Raw genomic sequence first — 14,856 nt, 5'->3', positions numbered from 1 at the left:
GGTCGCGGCGTGCGGCGAGGTGCCGAAGCCCGGCTGGGAAGCGACTTCGTTCATGTTAGTCATTGGACACCTTGGAGCGCGAGAAGGCGAAGCGGGCGATCAGGCTGAGCGCCAGAACGAACATGGTCAGCACGAACGCACCGGCCCAGGCCAGGGTGTTGATGTCCGGGCTGGGGTCTTTCGTGTATTCGTAGATAACCTGCGGCAGGCTCGGCATCTTGTCGAGGGGGTTGAAGGTCATGAAGTTGTTGCCGAAGGCCGTGAACAGCAGCGGCGCGGTTTCGCCGCTGATACGGGCCAGGGCCAGGAGCACGCCGGTGACGATGCCCGAGCGCGCCGAGCGCACGAGAATCTGCAAGGTGAGCTTCCACTGCGGCACGCCCAGCGATAGCGCGGCTTCGCGCAGCGTGCCCGGTACCAGGCGCAGCATTTCGTCGGTGGTGCGCACGATGACGGGCAGGGCGATCAAGGCCAGGGCGACACCGCCGGCGACGCCCGAGAAGGTGACCTCGCCATTGGACAGGTACTTCGACGGCAGCACCACGATGGTATAGACGAACAGGCCCAGCACGATGGACGGTGCCGACAACAGGATGTCGTTGAGGAAACGGATGGTCGGGCCCAGGCGCGAGCGCCGCGAGTATTCCGCCAGCCAGGTGCCCGCGGCCACGCCGATGGGCGTGGCGATCAGGATGCCGAGGACGTTGAGGATCAGGCTGCCGACCATGGCGTTGGCCAGGCCGCCTTCCTCGCGGTAGGCCGTGATCTTGGTGAACAGCGACGGCTTGATGGCCGAAATGCCCTGGCTCAGCGTCTCCCAGAGGATCCAGACCAGGAAGAACAGGCCGATGGCGGTGGCGAGGATGCTGCAGGCCATCGCCACCACGTTTTTCACGCGGCGCCTGGTGTAGAGGGAAGCGGACATCAGCGGCCCTCCTTCGTGGCCATGCGTCGAAGCATGAGGCGGGCGATGAGCAGCACGATGAAGGTCACCACGAAGAGCAGGAAGGCCAACGCCATCAGCGCCGATCGCTGCAGGCCCTGGGCTTCGCCGAACTGGTTGGCGATGGTGGAGGCGATGGAGCTGCCCGTTTCCAGCATCGACCAGGAGAACTTGAAGGTATTGCCGAGCACGAAGGCCACGGCCATGGTCTCGCCCAGCGCGCGGCCGAGGCCGAGGAACACGCCGCCGATGACGGCGGTGCGGGTGTAGGGCACCACGATGTCCCACACCACTTCCCACGTGCTGGAGCCCAGCGCATAGGCCGACTCCTTGAGCCGCGTGGGCACGGTCTGGAACACCTCGCGCATCACCGAGGAGATGAACGGAATGATCATCACCGCCAGCACCAGGCCCGCGGTGAGTACGCCGGCGCCGAAGAAGGGATATTCGCTGGCGAAGAACTTCGCGACGAACGGCACGTGCTGCACCAGCCACGACACCTGCCCGTCGGGCGGGTCGGCGCTGAAGTGGTTCATCAGCCAGGGCTTGATGTGCGCGGCGACGAACGGGGCGAAGACGAAGAGACCCCACATGCCGTAGATGATCGAGGGGATGCCGGCCAGCAGTTCGATGGCCGAGGCGACCGGTCCGCGCAGCCACTGCGGCGCGATCTCGGTGAGGAAGAGGGCGATGCCGAAGCTGATCGGCACGGCGACCACCAGGGCGATGAGAGCGGTGCCGACGGTGCCCATGATGGGCACCAGGGCGCCGTACTGGTCGTTGCTGGGATCCCACGCGGCGCTGGTGAGGAAGCCCCAGCCGAAGGTGTGGAAGGCATCCGAGCCGAGCCACAGCGTGGAACCGGCAGCACCCACGAGGGCGGCGAGGACGAGCAGGGCGCAGGCCTTGAGCACCCCTCCGAAGAGGATGTCGTTGCGCGAGTCCTTCGCGTTGCGTGACGCTTCGTGGGCACGATCGGCGCCCGTTCCGGCGTTGCTGGCGGTGGCATGCATGATGAGTGCTGTTTCCCGGGCCTTGGCAAACTATGGGCCGCCGTTCCTTTCGGGAACGGCGGCCCCCCTGGACGATACTCTGGACCGGTTATGTTTCATCCGGCCGGTCGCATCGCGAATTACTTGTTACCCAGATCCGACGCCCAATAGCCTTCGATCTTCTTGACCAGCGAGTCGGGCAGGGCGACGTAGTCGAGCTCGGTAGCTTCCGGCTGCCCCTTCTCGAGGGCATATTTGAAGAAATCGAATGCCACCTTGCTGTGCGACGGGTTCTTCGACTTCTTGTACATGATGATCCAGGTGGTCGCCGTGATCGGCCACGCCTGTTCGCCCGGGGCATTCGTCATGATGACGTTGAAGTCCTTGGCCGAAGCCCAGTCGGCGGTGGCGGCGGCGGCACCGAAGGTCTCGGCGGTCGGCTCCACCCACTTGCCGGCGGCGTTCTGCATCTGCGCGTAGGAAATGGCGTTCTTCTTCGCGTAGGCGTATTCGACGTAACCGATCGAGCCGGGAATCTGGCGCACGTACTGGGCGACGCCCTCGTTACCCTTGCCACCCACGCCGGCCGGCCACTCGACGGCCGTGCCGAACTTCACCTTGGAGGCCCACTCCGGGCTGACCTTCGCCAGGTAGTTGGTGAAGTTGAACGAAGTGCCCGAACCGTCCGAACGGTGCACGACGGTGATCTTGTTGTCGGGAATTTTCAGGCCCGGGTTCACGGCGGCGATGGCCGGATCGCTCCATTTGTTGATCTTGCCCATGAAGATGTCGGCGAGGAGGGGGCCGGTCAGCTTGATCTTGCCCGACGTCACGCCCGGGAGGTTCACCACCGGCACGATGCCGCCCACCACGCTCGGGAACTGGCCCAGGCCGAACTTGGCGAGGTCGTCACCGCTCATCGGGGCATCGGACGCGCCAAAGTCGATGGTGCCTTCCTTGATCTGCGCGATACCCGCACCCGAACCGACGGACTGGTAGTTGATCTTGTTGCCGGTGGCTTCGGCGTACTTGGCGGCCCACTTGGACAGCACGGGGTAGACGAAGCTCGAACCGGCGCCGGTGATATCGGTGGCCTGGGCGGCGCCCATGCCGAACAGCGAAGCGGCGACCAGCGCGGCCATGCGGAGTTTGCGTGTGAACACGGAGTGATCCTCGATGGAAGATTGTCAGGCGGAACTCCGCCCGGGGCGGTATTCCAGTCCTGCCGTGTTGCAATGAAATGTGTTGAATGTTTCAACCATATGACAGCCGCCTTTTTGCTGTCATATTCAGGAGGTTACGAATGGGCTCACAGGGCCAGGGAGGTGCCGATTTCGCCCTCGGCCAGCTCCAGGCGACGCCAGCGATTGACGATTTCGCAAAACAGCTCGGCCGTGCGCTCGGCATCGTAGATGGCCGAATGGGCTTCTTTCGTATCGAACGCGATGCCGGCGGCGATGGCCGCCTTGCTGAGCACCGTCTGCCCGTAGGCCAGCCCCCCGAGGGTGGCGGTGTCGAAGCAGCTGAAGGGATGGAAGGGGTTGCGCTTGTGGCCGACGCGGCGCACGGCGGCATTGAGGAACGCCAGGTCGAAGGCCGCGTTGTGGCCCACCAGCACGGCGCGCTGGCACTCGGAGAGCTTCACCGCCTCGCGTACCGCATGGAATACGTGGTCGAGTGCCTGGCGCTCGGGCAGGGCGCCGCGGAAGGGATGATCGGGGTCGATGCCCGTGATCTCGAGGGAGCGGGGGTCGATGTTGGCCCCGGGAAAGGGCTCGACGTTGGCCGACACGGCCGGTTCGGGCACGAGCAGGCCCGAGGGCTCCATCCGGACGGCCACCACCGCGATCTCCAGCAGGGCGTCGCGTTCGGCGTCGAAACCGCCGGTTTCCACATCCACGATAACGGGCAGAAACCCCCGGAACCGCGCAGCCATGGTGGTGGCGGTGCTATTGCTCGTCGTATCCATGCGCCAAGGATACCAGCGGTGCCGGCGAGCGTGGGTCCATGGGGCGACATACCGATGCCTTCGGCAAAAACGGCGCATGAACGTGAAAAAATCCCGCCGTATCGCCGCGGCGAGCGGCGGCTCGACGATGGCTGGCGGAAAGCCGGCGGAAAGGTCGGGTCGATGCCGAGGACGGCACACGCGACCGATTACGCATAGCTTTTCGGAATTATCTCAATATTGCGATGGGCGTCCGGACGTCCGTATCTGAACGGACATGCGTGCCGCCGTGGCCCCCGGACACCAAAACTCCTTGGTACGTCACGTTTTCGTGAGCCGGTCGCCACGGAACATGAATTCCATGCCGCGCACCGCTTGCAACCGTCACATGTGCTGCGTAGGTTCGGTCGCATGCATAGCGTCCTCGCCAGCTTCCAACGCCGCCTCGCGATCATGGTTCTCGTGATCGCGGCGTTGTTCGTGGCCTGCGCGGGCGTCCGTGCGATGCCGTGCGACGTAAACGACGGCATGTCCGTCATCCAGCAGGTCGCGGCCGAGTCAGATCACGACGAGGCCGATCCGGCCTCTTTGCCGTCGCTCGAAGACAACACCACGAGCCTCGACGACACGTTCGACGTGCCTCCCCACCACGCCGTGACCGTGCCGCGCTCGGTGCCGTCGCGTCCGTCCGGCCATGAGCCGGCCAGCGTCGCGCATCGGCTTCATCTCGACCTGCGCCCTCCGATCGCCTGATCGACGCGGCGCCACGGCGCCGCCAATGTCCGCACCGCGCTTCTACGCGTCGCGACCGGCCCACCGGTCACGCCACGGGCTCCCGTGCCCGTACCCGACGATTCACCTCCCCAAAGAGAGAACACCATCATGGAACGCCTCATCCAGGGTTTCGACCGTTTTCGCCGTGAAATGACCGACGACCAGCGCGAGCTGTTCGCGCGCCTCGCCTCCGGCCAGACGCCGCACACCATGTTCATCACCTGCGCCGACTCGCGCGTGATGCCCGAACTCATGTTTTCGGCCCAGCCGGGCGAACTGTTCGTCTACCGCAACGTGGGCAATATCGTGCCGCCCTATGCGCAGCACGTGAGCGGCGTGGTCGCCGCCATCGAATACGCGGTGACCGCGCTGAAGGTGAAGCACATCGTGATCTGCGGGCATTCCGACTGCGGTGCGATGAAAGCCTTGCAGAACCCGGCGGCGCTCAAGGGCAAGCCCTCGGTGGAACAATGGCTCAAGCACGCCGACGTGGCGCGCTACGTGGTGGCGGAAAACCGCCCGACGATCCTCGGCGAAGAAGGCCTGCGTTACCTCACCGAGGAAAACGTGGTGGGCCAGCTCGAGCACTTGCGCACCCTTCCGGCGGTGGCCGCCGCCATGGCCAACGGCAGCCTGCGCATCCACGGATGGATCTACGACTTCGCGCGCACCGAAATCACGGCCTTCGATCCGCTGGAGGGTGGCTTCCGTCCGCTCGGCGCGGATGTCGCGACGGCACCCGATGCCACGCCGCACGCGCGGTTCTCCGTGCGCCAGACGGTGGCGAGCGCGGCCTAAGGAATCCCGACGATGCGTGCCTATTTTTCCCAAGGCCTCTTTGGCCGCGACCTCCTGGGATCGGTGGTCGTCTTTCTTGTCGCCCTGCCGCTCTGCATGGGTATTGCCATCGCCTCGGGCTTGCCGCCCAGTGCCGGTCTCATCACCGGCATCGTCGGCGGCATCGTGGTGGGCGTCATCGCCGGTTCGCCGCTGCAGGTCAGCGGGCCGGCGGCGGGCCTGGCGGTGCTGGTGTTCGAGCTGGTGCGTGAGCACGGCGTGGCCGCCCTCGGCCCGGTGGTATTGCTCGCCGGCCTGATCCAGCTGGTAGCCGGCTTCTGCAAGGTGGGCGTTTGGTTCCGCATGACGTCGCCCGCGGTCGTGGCCGGCATGTTGTCGGGCATTGGCATCCTCATCGTCGCCTCGCAGTCGCACGTGTTGCTCGACGCGATCCCCAAGGCCCGCGGCCTCGAAAACTTCGCTGCCCTGCCGGCGGCGGCATGGGAATCGGTGACGGGCTTTGCCGAAGGGCAGATGCCCGCCGCGATGATGATCGGCCTGGGCACCATCGCGATCATGCTCGGCTGGGAAAAGCTTCGTCCGGCGAAGCTGCGTTTCGTACCCGGCGCGCTGCTCGCGGTGGTGGCGATGACCGCGCTCGCGCAGTTCGGCGCGCTCGACGTCAAGCGCGTCGACGTGCCGTCCAACCTGTTCTCGGCGGTGAGCCTGCCGAACATGGGTAGCCTGTTCGGCTTGTTCGATTCCACCCTGCTCGTGGCGGCGGCGACCTTCGCCTTCATCGCCAGCGCGGAAACCCTCCTCTCGGCGGCGGCGGTGGATCGCATGCACGATGGCGTGCGCACCAACTTCGATCGCGAACTGGCGGCGCAAGGTGTCGGCAACATGATCTGCGGCTTCCTCGGCGCGCTGCCGATGACCGGCGTAATCGTGCGTAGTGCCGCCAACGTGCAGGCCGGCTCGGCCACGCGCATGGCCACCATCTTCCACGGTGCGTGGTTGCTCGCCTTCGTCATGTTGCTGCCGTGGCTGATGCGGATGACGCCGGTCTCGTGCCTGGCGGGCATCCTGGTTTTCACCGGCGTGAAGATGGTAAACCCGAAGCAGATCAAGGACTTGGCAGCCTATGGCAAGGGCACTGCGGCGGTGTATGTCGCCACGACGGTCGCCATCGTCGCCACCGACCTGCTCACCGGTGTGATCGTCGGCTTCGGCCTGTCGCTGCTGCGCCTGGCGCTGCTCTCTTCGAAGCTGAAGATGGACGTTCTGCACCATGACGAACCGGGCCAGGCCACGCTGCACCTGGAAGGTTCGGCCACCTTCCTGAAGGTGCCGAGCATGGCGCGCAAGCTGGAGGCCGTGCCGCCGAATACGCGTTTGAGCGTGGTCATGGATCGGTTGCACCACGTCGACCAGGCCTCGCTGGAACTGCTGCGCGAGTGGGGGCGTAACGCGTCCAAGCGCGGTTGCGAGCTGATCGTGGATTGGCAGGAGCTGGGAAGGCGGGTGGAGGGTTCGCAGAAACCCGCTTAAGAGCTTCGCCGATACGATCGGCTCCCACCCCTTCGGTAGGCAGGTTGCTTGCGGAGACCCTGCTGCCGAAGGGGTGGGAGCCGATCGCATCGGCGAACCAAGCCGGCCTCAGTCCGCCTTGGTCTTATGCTTGTAGGCACACAGATCGGCGATCACGCACTGCGGGCAATCCGGTTTGCGCGCCTTGCACACGTAGCGCCCGTGTAGGATCAACCAGTGATGCGCATCCTGGATGAATTCCTTCGGGATCACTTTTTCCAGCTTGTCTTCGACCTTGCGCACGTCCGGACCCGGAGCGAGGCCCGTGCGGTTGGATACCCGGAAGATATGCGTATCCACCGCGATGGTGGGCAGCCCGAACGCCGTGTTGAGCACCACGTTGGCCGTCTTGCGGCCGACCCCGGGCAGTTCTTCCAGCGCCTCGCGCGTCCGCGGCACCTCGCCATCGTAGCGGTCGACGAGGATCTGGCTCATGGCGATGAGGTTTTTCGCCTTGTTGTTGTAGAGGCCGATCGTGCTGATATGGCTCTTGAGCTTTTCCAGGCCGAGCGTGAGGATCTTCTGCGGCGTATTGGCCACGGGAAACAGCTTTCGCGTGGCCTTGTTCACGCCCACGTCGGTGGCCTGCGCCGACAGCGCCACGGCGGCCAGCAGTTCGAAGGGCGTGGTGTATTCCAGTTCGGTCTTCGGATGCGGGTTCAGTTCGCGCAGGCGGCTGAACATCTCGACCACGTCGGCCTTCTTCACGGGCTGTCCTTTTTCTTCGCCTTGGCGCGAGCAAGGGCTTCGAGCACGGCGTTGCGGGCGGCCGGTGCGCCGACATCGCGCTTGCTCGCGGCGAGCTGGCGTTCGCGTGCTTCGCGCTCGCGCGCGAGTCGTGCTTCGCGGCGCTGGAAATGACGACGCGCCGCCTCCGCATGTCGGCGATCGTCCACTTGGGCCAGCGGCATGGGATCGAGCGTGATGCAGTCCACCGGGCAGGCGGGCACGCAAAGCTCGCACCCGGTGCAGAGGTCGCTCATCACCGTATGCATGAGCTTCGCTGCCCCGACGATGGCGTCGACGGGACAGGCCTGGATGCATTTGGTGCAACCGATGCAATCGGCCTCGACGATGCGGGCGAGCGCGCGCGGTTTCTCCACGCCGCGCGTGGTGTCCAGCGGCAGTGGCGGGCGGCCGAGCAGGGCGGCCAGGCGGGCGATGCCGAGCGCGCCGCCCGGCGGGCAGCGGTTGATCTCCGCCTCGTTGGCGGCGATGGCATCGGCGTAAGGGCGGCACCCGTGGAAGCCGCACTGCTCGCATTGGGTCTGCGGAAGCAGGTCGTCGATGCGGTCGGCGAGCGTTGGCGTCATGGCTGTCGCGTTGCCGGCGGCACCGATCAGCGGACGGTGGCGCCCGCCGCCGCGCCCTGGTCGGCATCGAGGAGGAACAGGTCCGAACCGCCGTCGCCGGCGGAAAGGATCATGCCCTCGGACACGCCGAAACGCATCTTGCGCGGAGCGAGGTTGGCGATGAACACGACGTTGCGGCCCACCAGCTTCTCCGGCTCGCCGTAGGCGGCGCGGATGCCCGAGAAGATCTGGCGCTTGCCCAGGGAGCCGGCGTCGAGTTCGAAGCGCAGGAGCTTGTCCGATCCTTCGACGAATTCGCAGGCCAACACCTTGCCGATGCGCAGGTCGAGCTTGGCGAAGTCGTCGATGGAGATGGTGGCGGTGTCGATGGCGGGAGCGGCGGCGTCATTCATGGGCTTGGGTGCTTCTTTGGCTTTTTTCGATGTCTTGGTGTTGGCCGCCGCCACCTCGCGGGCCTGCTCGGCGGGCGAGAGCGATTCCTTCGAGGCCTCGACCATGGCTTCGATCTTCTTCGGATCGAGACGGCCGAACAGCGGCGAAAAGGCGTTGACGGTGTGGCCGAACAGTTCGCGACGGGCGTCGGCGAAGTTCACGATCGGCGCGCCGAGAAAGGCTTCGGCGGCGGCGACCGTGGACGGCAGGATGGGCTTGAGCAGGCCCGACAACAAACGGAAGGCGTTGATGGCGAACGTGCACACCTGTCGCAGTTCGTCGCGACGGGCGTCGTCTTTTGCGATCACCCACGGGGCCTTCGCGGCGATGTAGCCGTTGACGGCGTCGGCCATGGCGACGAAACGGCGGGTGACCTCGGCGTATTCGTCGGCCTCGTAGAGGGCTTCGATGCCCTCGTACTGGGCGAGCAGGTCGTTCCACAGCGCGGTGGCTTCATCGTCGAAGCGTGCCGCGAGCGTGCCACCGAAGTGGGCGTGCAGGAAGCCCGCCGTGCGGCTGGCGATGTTGGCCCACTTGCCCACCAGGTGCGAGTTCACCCGCTCTTCGAACGATTTCAGGTCGAGGTCGACGTCGACCGGCGTCGGGCCGAGCATGGTGGCGAAGTAATAGCGCAACGCTTCGGGGTCCAGGCCCGAGTCCAGGTAGGTACGTGCCTGGATGAAGGTGCCGCGCGACTTGGACATCTTCGCGCCGTTGACGGTCAGGTAACCGTTGACGTGCAGCGCCGTGGGTACGCGCAGGCCGGCGCCGTGCAACATCGCCGGCCAGAACAGGCCATGGAAGTTGATGATGTCCTTGCCGATGAAATGGTGCATCTCGGCCGTGCTGTCGGCACCGAGGAAATCGTCGAAGGCCAGTCCCTTGCGATCGCACAAGGCTTTGAACGACGCGAGGTAGCCGATCGGCGCGTCGAGCCATACGTAGAAGAACTTGCCCGGCGCGTCGGGAATGGGAAAGCCGAAATAGGGCGCGTCGCGGGAAATGTCCCAGTCGCGCAGGCCGCCGTCGATCCACTCGGCGAGCTTGGCGGCCACGCTGCTGTCGGCCGTGGGCTTGCCGTCGGTGAACTTGCCGGCGAACCAGTCGCGTAACAGGGCCTCGAACTTGCCCAGCTCGAAAAAGTAGTGCTCCGAATCGCGAAGCTCGGGCGTGGCGCCCGACATCACCGAGTACGGGTTGACGAGATCGGTCGGCGCGTAGGTGGCACCGCAATTCTCGCAGTTGTCGCCGTACTGGTCGGGCGTGCCGCAATTGGGACAGGTGCCCTTGATGTAGCGGTCGGGCAGGAACATGTCGCGCGCGGGATCGTACAGCTGCTGGATGTCGCGGCGGGCGATGTAACCGCCCTCGCGCAGGCGCAGATAGATTGCCGTGGCGAGTTCGCGGTTTTCCGGCGAGTGGGTGGTGTGGTACTGGTCGTAGCTGAAATGGAAGCCGGTGAAGTCGGCCTCGTGGCCGGCGCGGATGTCGTCGATATACTGCTCGGACGTCTTTCCGGCCTTTTCGGCGGCCAGCATGATCGGCGTACCGTGGGCGTCCTCACCGGCGACGTACCAGACCTCATGGCCTTGCATGCGCTGCGCCCGCGCCCAGATGTCGGCCTCGATGTAGCCGAGCATGTGGCCCAGGTGCAGCGGGCCGTTGGCGTAGGGGAGGGCGTTGGTGACGAGGATGCGGCGGGCCATGATTCGCACGGTCGGCTGTAGGACCGGGGATTATGGCATGGGTGGAAGGATGCGCCGCGATGCGGCGCCCTTCGCCGGTACGATCGGCGCCCACCCCTTCGCTAGACGGACCAGTACCGAGGGGTGGGGATCGGCTTACCTCCGCCCAGGGCGAGCGGTCATTCGGCGCGCACCCACTCCTGGCTGCGCCCGATCAGCGAGAAGCCGATGTAGCCGTGCACGTCGAGCTTCTTGCCGCCGTCCTCCAGCTTGAGGGTGACCTTGTAGATCTTGCCCTTGGCCGGATCGAGGATCTGGCCGCCGGACCATTCGTCGCCGTCTTTCTTGAGGCCCCACATGATGGTCATGCCCTCGATGGGCTTGCCCTTGCGCTCACCCTCGCACTTGTCGCACGTGGGGTGCGGGCCGTGCTCCGACTTGAGCACCTGGAGCACCTTGCCCTCGAGCACGCCGCCGTTGTCGGTGATCTCCACGATCGACTTCACCTCGTGGGTGGAGTCGTCGATGGTCTTCCACTTCCCCACCGGACTGTCGGTGGAGGCCAGGGCGGGGAGGGCGCCCGCCACCAGGGCGAGGGCGAGCGTGGTGCGGATCAGGGTTTTCATGGACGTGCGGTCTCCCCATACGGTCAGGTATGGCGCGAGCCTGACGAACGGACGGAGGGGCCGTCAAGCTGCATCGCGCCAAGCCCCGTCCGGGCGGCCCGTTTCCGGCGGTCGGGGCGTTTGGCTGTCATAATGGGCGATCTTGGATTTTTCGTACGACTTCCCATGAACCAGGCCAGCGAAACCCTCGTGCGCGGCGTTCTCGACCGCGTCATCGACCCTCATTCCGGTCAGCCACTCGGCGCCTCGATCCGCGCCGTCGGGGTGGACGGCGACCGCGTGTCGGTGGATATCCAGCTGGGCTATCCGGCCGCCGGTTACGTGGAGCAGGCTGCCACCGAGACCCGGCAGGCCCTCGAGGCCGAGCCGGGCATCGCCGCGGCCGCCGTCTCGGTGAGCTGGCGCATCCATGCCCACAAGGTGCAAGGGCAACTGGCGCCCCTGCCGGGAGTGAAGAACATCATCGCGGTGGCGTCCGGCAAGGGCGGCGTGGGCAAGTCGACGGTGTCGGTGAACCTCGCGCTGGCGCTGGCCGCCGAGGGCGCCACGGTGGGCATCCTCGACGCCGACATCTACGGCCCCAGCCAGCCGCGCATGCTGGGCCTGGCCGGCAAGCCGGTCTCGCCGGACGGCAAGAGCATCGAGCCGATGCGGGCGCACGGCCTGCAGGCCATGTCCATCGGCGTGCTGATCGACGACGACACGCCCATGATCTGGCGTGGCCCGATGGTCACCCAGGCCCTGATGCAGTTGCTCACCGACACCCGTTGGGATGGCCTGGATTACCTCGTGATCGACCTGCCGCCGGGCACCGGCGACATCCAGCTCACGCTCTCCCAGAAGGTGCCGGTTTCCGGCGCGGTCATCGTTACCACCCCGCAGGACATCGCCCTGCTCGACGCCCGCAAGGCGCTCGGCATGTTCCGCAAGGTGGAGGTGCCCGTGCTCGGCGTGGTGGAGAACATGGCCACCCACATCTGCTCGAACTGCGGCCACGAGGAACACATCTTCGGGCAGGGCGGCGGCGCGCGCATGGCGGCCGAAGCCGATATCGCCTATCTCGGCGACCTGCCGCTGGACATCCGCATCCGCGAGCAGGCCGACGGCGGCAAACCCACCGTGGCGGCCATTCCCGAATCCGACCTCGCGGCGCGCTATCGGGCCATCGCCCGTTCCACGGCGGCGAAGCTCTCGCTGCAGGCGCGCAACAAGGCCATTTCCTTCCCCAAGATCGTCATCCAGAACACCTGAAGTGGCAGGTTTCCCGGCGTTCCTATATTTTTCCCGCCTCAAGCGAGGGAGATCGTAAGTGAGCATCAAATCCGACAAGTGGATCCGCCGCATGGCCGACCAGCACGGCATGATCGAGCCGTTCGCGCACGGCCAGGTCAAGGAGCGCGACGGCCACCGCCTCGTGTCCTACGGCACGTCGAGCTACGGCTACGACGTGCGTTGCGCCGACGAGTTCAAGGTGTTCACCAACATCAATTCCACCATCGTCGACCCCAAGGCCTTCGACGAGCGCAGCTTCGTCGACGTCAAGTCCGACGTGTGCATCATCCCGCCGAATTCGTTCGCGCTGGCGCGCACCGTGGAGTACTTCCGCATCCCGCGCAACGTGCTCACCATCTGCCTGGGCAAGAGCACCTACGCGCGCTGCGGCATCATCGTGAACGTGACGCCGCTGGAGCCCGAGTGGGAAGGCCACGTGACGCTGGAGTTCTCCAACACCACGCCGCTGCCCGCAAAAATCTACGCCAACGAGGGCGTGGCACAGATGCTGTTCCTCGAATCCGACGAGGTCTGCGACGTGTCCTACGCCGACCGCCGCGGCAAGTACCAGGGCCAGCGCGGCGTCACGCTGCCGAGCACCTGAACGCCTTTCACGTCGCAGCCGCGCGCGACACGCGCGCGCGGTAGACTCGGCTTTTTCCAGGCCCCACCGATCCACGGAGACACCGCATGATCCGAGCTTCCACCCTGATGACCCGCGCCGTCGCGGCGATCTTCCTCGCCAGCCTGCTGGTGCTTGCCGGTTGCCATCGTGGCGTATCGAAGGACGACCACGTCGCCAGCTCGCAGGGCCAGTTCGACTACACCTTGAAGGCCTACAAGAGCGGCCAGTTCGTGGTCGACGGCGCGGTGCTTTCCGCCGCCGACACCGGCAGCCACTTCGCCTACCTGAAGGACCAGGGCAAGCTGCCCAAGACGGTGCTCCTGATCCCCAGCGACGATTCCAAGGTGCGTGACGCGCACCTGGGCTTCATGGCCCGCATGGCCCTCGACTACGGTTTCGCCGTGTATTACGACAAGAAGGGCGAACTGGTTCGCCTGAACGCCGTCGAGAAGGATGCGCGCACGCTGGAAGACACGCCACAGAAGTCCACGCTGCCCGACCGCATGCAGGGCAAGGAGGCGTCCAGCGGCGCCTACGATGTGCAGCAGGGCCAGCAGCAACAGGGTTACTGATCGAACGACAATCGCCGGCCCTGGGTCGGCGATTTTTTTAGGGATGCCGACTCCCTGTTTCCAACCGCACGTCGTGCCCGCGCACGCGGGAACCCAGTGCGTTGAATACGGTTTTCGCGAGAAGGCGAGGCGGCTCTTCCGCCTGCCCGGACGCAAGGCGCTGGGTTCCTGCTTTTCGCAGGAACGACGTGAGGGGTCAGGACAGGCTGAGGGCTGTTCGGAGCGCTTCCACCCTTTCGTCCAGCTCCGCACGGGAATAAGGCTCCGACCGACCGGCCCCCCATACCGGCCCCGGCCACGCGGCATCCCCTTCGACCCGCGCCACCACGTGCACGTGCAACTGCCGCACGATGTTCCCCAGCGCGCCGACGTTGAGCTTGTCGCAGGGCGCCACCTGGCGCAGGGCCGCCCCGGCGAGGTCCACCTCGCGCCATAGCCGTGCGCGATCGTCTTCGGACAGGTCGGCGACTTCCACGCGCCCCGCCTGTCGAGGCACCAGCACCAGCCAGGCGAAGCGGCGGTCGCGCATCAGCAGCACGCGACACAGCGGCAGGTCGCCGACGACGACGGTGTCGCCGGCGAGCCGTGGATCGAGTTCGAACGTTGGGCTCACGCCAGTTCGCGGGCGAAGAAGGCGAGGGTGCGCTCCCAGGCGAGCTTCGCGCTGGGCTCGTCGTAGCTGGCGCGCACGTCGCAGTTGAAACCGTGGTCGGCCGGATACACCCAGGTGTCCATTTCCGGCTTCAGTTCGCGATGCTTTTCGACCATCTCCGGCGGAATGCCGTGATCGCGCTCGCCGAAGTGGAAGATCACGTTGGCCTTGGCCGGTTCGGACAGGAAGGGCACGTTGCGCGCGCCGTAGTAGCTCGACGAGGGCAGGCCCAGGCGCAAGGCGGCCAGCAGGGCCACCGTGCCGCCCCAGCAGTAGCCCACCGTGCCCACCTTCACCTTGTAGTTGTCGGCCAGGTAGCCGGCGACGATCGCCACGTCATCGGTGGGACGCTTCAGCCCCAGCTCGGAGATCAGCTTCACGCCCTTGGTCATGCCCTCCTGGTCGTAGCCCAGCTCCACACCCTTTTCCACCGGATCGAACAGGGCAGGCGCGATGGCCACGTAACCCTCGGCGGCGAAGCGGTCGGCCACGCTGCGGATATGAGCGTTGACGCCGAAGATCTCCTGGATGACGACGATGCCGCCCTTGGGCGTGCCGGAGGGCTCGGCGAGATAGGCGTCCATGCTTTCCGTCGGGCGGGAGGTGTCGAGGATCAAGGTACGGCCCATGATGCGTCTCCAAGGATGATGAGAAT

General features: G+C 65.9%; 16 protein-coding genes. 6 read left to right on the top strand and 10 right to left on the bottom strand.

Annotated elements, in window-relative coordinates:
* Positions 1 to 55: 55 nt before the first annotated feature.
* From pstA to rnt, 4 genes are all read right to left on the bottom strand, one after another.
* The gene (pstA, locus tag JNG39_RS08740) at positions 56 to 925 is read right to left on the bottom strand and encodes a phosphate ABC transporter permease PstA (protein ID WP_368310756.1); all 870 of its coding nucleotides are present in this window, start codon (positions 923 to 925) and stop codon (positions 56 to 58) included.
* Positions 925 to 1,956: a phosphate ABC transporter permease subunit PstC gene (pstC, locus tag JNG39_RS08735; protein ID WP_368310755.1), complete on the bottom strand. Its 1,032-nt coding sequence runs from the start codon at positions 1,954 to 1,956 to the stop codon at positions 925 to 927. Before pstC ends, pstA begins: the two co-directional genes overlap by 1 nt.
* A gap of 119 nt (positions 1,957 to 2,075) precedes the next feature.
* The gene (gene pstS, locus JNG39_RS08730; RefSeq protein WP_368310826.1) at positions 2,076 to 3,077 is read right to left on the bottom strand and encodes a phosphate ABC transporter substrate-binding protein PstS; all 1,002 of its coding nucleotides are present in this window, start codon (positions 3,075 to 3,077) and stop codon (positions 2,076 to 2,078) included.
* 167 nt (positions 3,078 to 3,244) lie between these two features.
* Complete coding sequence (rnt, locus tag JNG39_RS08725) at positions 3,245 to 3,904, bottom strand: ribonuclease T (protein ID WP_368310754.1); 660 nt, start codon at positions 3,902 to 3,904, stop codon at positions 3,245 to 3,247.
* A 390-nt stretch (positions 3,905 to 4,294) separates the two neighbouring features.
* On the opposite strand from rnt, the gene JNG39_RS08720 reads away from it, so the two are divergent.
* The 3 genes from JNG39_RS08720 (at position 4,295) to JNG39_RS08710 (ending at position 6,985) form a co-directional block, all read left to right on the top strand.
* Positions 4,295 to 4,636, top strand: a complete 342-nt coding sequence (locus JNG39_RS08720; RefSeq protein ID WP_368310753.1) for a hypothetical protein — start codon at positions 4,295 to 4,297, stop codon at positions 4,634 to 4,636.
* Positions 4,637 to 4,765: 129 nt separating this feature from the next.
* Positions 4,766 to 5,455, top strand: a complete 690-nt coding sequence (locus tag JNG39_RS08715; RefSeq protein ID WP_368310752.1) for a carbonic anhydrase — start codon at positions 4,766 to 4,768, stop codon at positions 5,453 to 5,455.
* 12 nt (positions 5,456 to 5,467) lie between these two features.
* A complete protein-coding gene (locus tag JNG39_RS08710) occupies positions 5,468 to 6,985 on the top strand; it encodes a SulP family inorganic anion transporter (protein WP_368310751.1) in 1,518 nt (505 codons plus the stop codon).
* Between the two features lie 108 nt (positions 6,986 to 7,093).
* Here the strand turns inward: JNG39_RS08710 and nth are convergent, their stop codons facing one another.
* The 4 genes from nth to JNG39_RS08690 all read right to left on the bottom strand — a co-directional run bounded on the left by nth (position 7,094) and on the right by JNG39_RS08690 (position 11,080).
* Positions 7,094 to 7,732, bottom strand: coding sequence for an endonuclease III (nth, locus tag JNG39_RS08705; RefSeq protein ID WP_368310750.1), 639 nt, complete (start codon positions 7,730 to 7,732; stop codon positions 7,094 to 7,096).
* Positions 7,729 to 8,337, bottom strand: a complete 609-nt coding sequence (locus tag JNG39_RS08700) for an RnfABCDGE type electron transport complex subunit B (protein ID WP_368310749.1) — start codon at positions 8,335 to 8,337, stop codon at positions 7,729 to 7,731. The genes nth and JNG39_RS08700 overlap by 4 nt, the downstream gene beginning before the upstream one ends.
* Positions 8,338 to 8,363: 26 nt before the next feature.
* Entirely contained in the window at positions 8,364 to 10,475 is a 2,112-nt protein-coding gene (gene metG / locus JNG39_RS08695; protein ID WP_368310748.1) for a methionine--tRNA ligase, read from the bottom strand.
* Positions 10,476 to 10,633: 158 nt separating this feature from the next.
* A complete protein-coding gene (locus JNG39_RS08690) occupies positions 10,634 to 11,080 on the bottom strand; it encodes a DUF2147 domain-containing protein (RefSeq protein ID WP_368310747.1) in 447 nt (148 codons plus the stop codon).
* 165 nt (positions 11,081 to 11,245) lie between these two features.
* Here JNG39_RS08690 and apbC point away from each other — a divergent pair, with 165 nt between their 5' ends.
* The 3 genes from apbC to JNG39_RS08675 all read left to right on the top strand — a co-directional run bounded on the left by apbC (position 11,246) and on the right by JNG39_RS08675 (position 13,549).
* The gene (gene apbC / locus JNG39_RS08685) at positions 11,246 to 12,331 is read left to right on the top strand and encodes an iron-sulfur cluster carrier protein ApbC (RefSeq protein ID WP_368310746.1); all 1,086 of its coding nucleotides are present in this window, start codon (positions 11,246 to 11,248) and stop codon (positions 12,329 to 12,331) included.
* A 58-nt stretch (positions 12,332 to 12,389) separates the two neighbouring features.
* Positions 12,390 to 12,956 carry a dCTP deaminase gene (gene dcd / locus JNG39_RS08680; RefSeq protein ID WP_368310745.1) on the top strand — a complete coding sequence of 189 codons (567 nt, stop codon included), beginning with the start codon at positions 12,390 to 12,392 and terminating at the stop codon, positions 12,954 to 12,956.
* 86 nt (positions 12,957 to 13,042) lie between these two features.
* Positions 13,043 to 13,549, top strand: a complete 507-nt coding sequence (locus JNG39_RS08675; RefSeq protein ID WP_368310744.1) for a hypothetical protein — start codon at positions 13,043 to 13,045, stop codon at positions 13,547 to 13,549.
* Positions 13,550 to 13,745: 196 nt separating this feature from the next.
* Here JNG39_RS08675 and JNG39_RS08670 read toward each other — a convergent pair whose 3' ends face one another.
* Positions 13,746 to 14,162 (bottom strand): HIT domain-containing protein, encoded by a 417-nt coding sequence (locus JNG39_RS08670; RefSeq protein WP_368310743.1) that lies wholly within the window; start codon positions 14,160 to 14,162, stop codon positions 13,746 to 13,748.
* The gene (locus JNG39_RS08665; protein ID WP_368310742.1) at positions 14,159 to 14,830 is read right to left on the bottom strand and encodes a dienelactone hydrolase family protein; all 672 of its coding nucleotides are present in this window, start codon (positions 14,828 to 14,830) and stop codon (positions 14,159 to 14,161) included. Before JNG39_RS08665 ends, JNG39_RS08670 begins: the two co-directional genes overlap by 4 nt.
* Positions 14,831 to 14,856 lie beyond the last annotated feature (26 nt).

It is taken from the genome of Luteibacter sp. CQ10 (assembly GCF_040900725.1).
In the GTDB taxonomy this organism is placed as follows: domain Bacteria; phylum Pseudomonadota; class Gammaproteobacteria; order Xanthomonadales; family Rhodanobacteraceae; genus Luteibacter.
The sequence above is the reverse complement of the archived record's forward strand: the minus strand, read 5'-3'. Positions and strand labels throughout refer to the sequence as shown.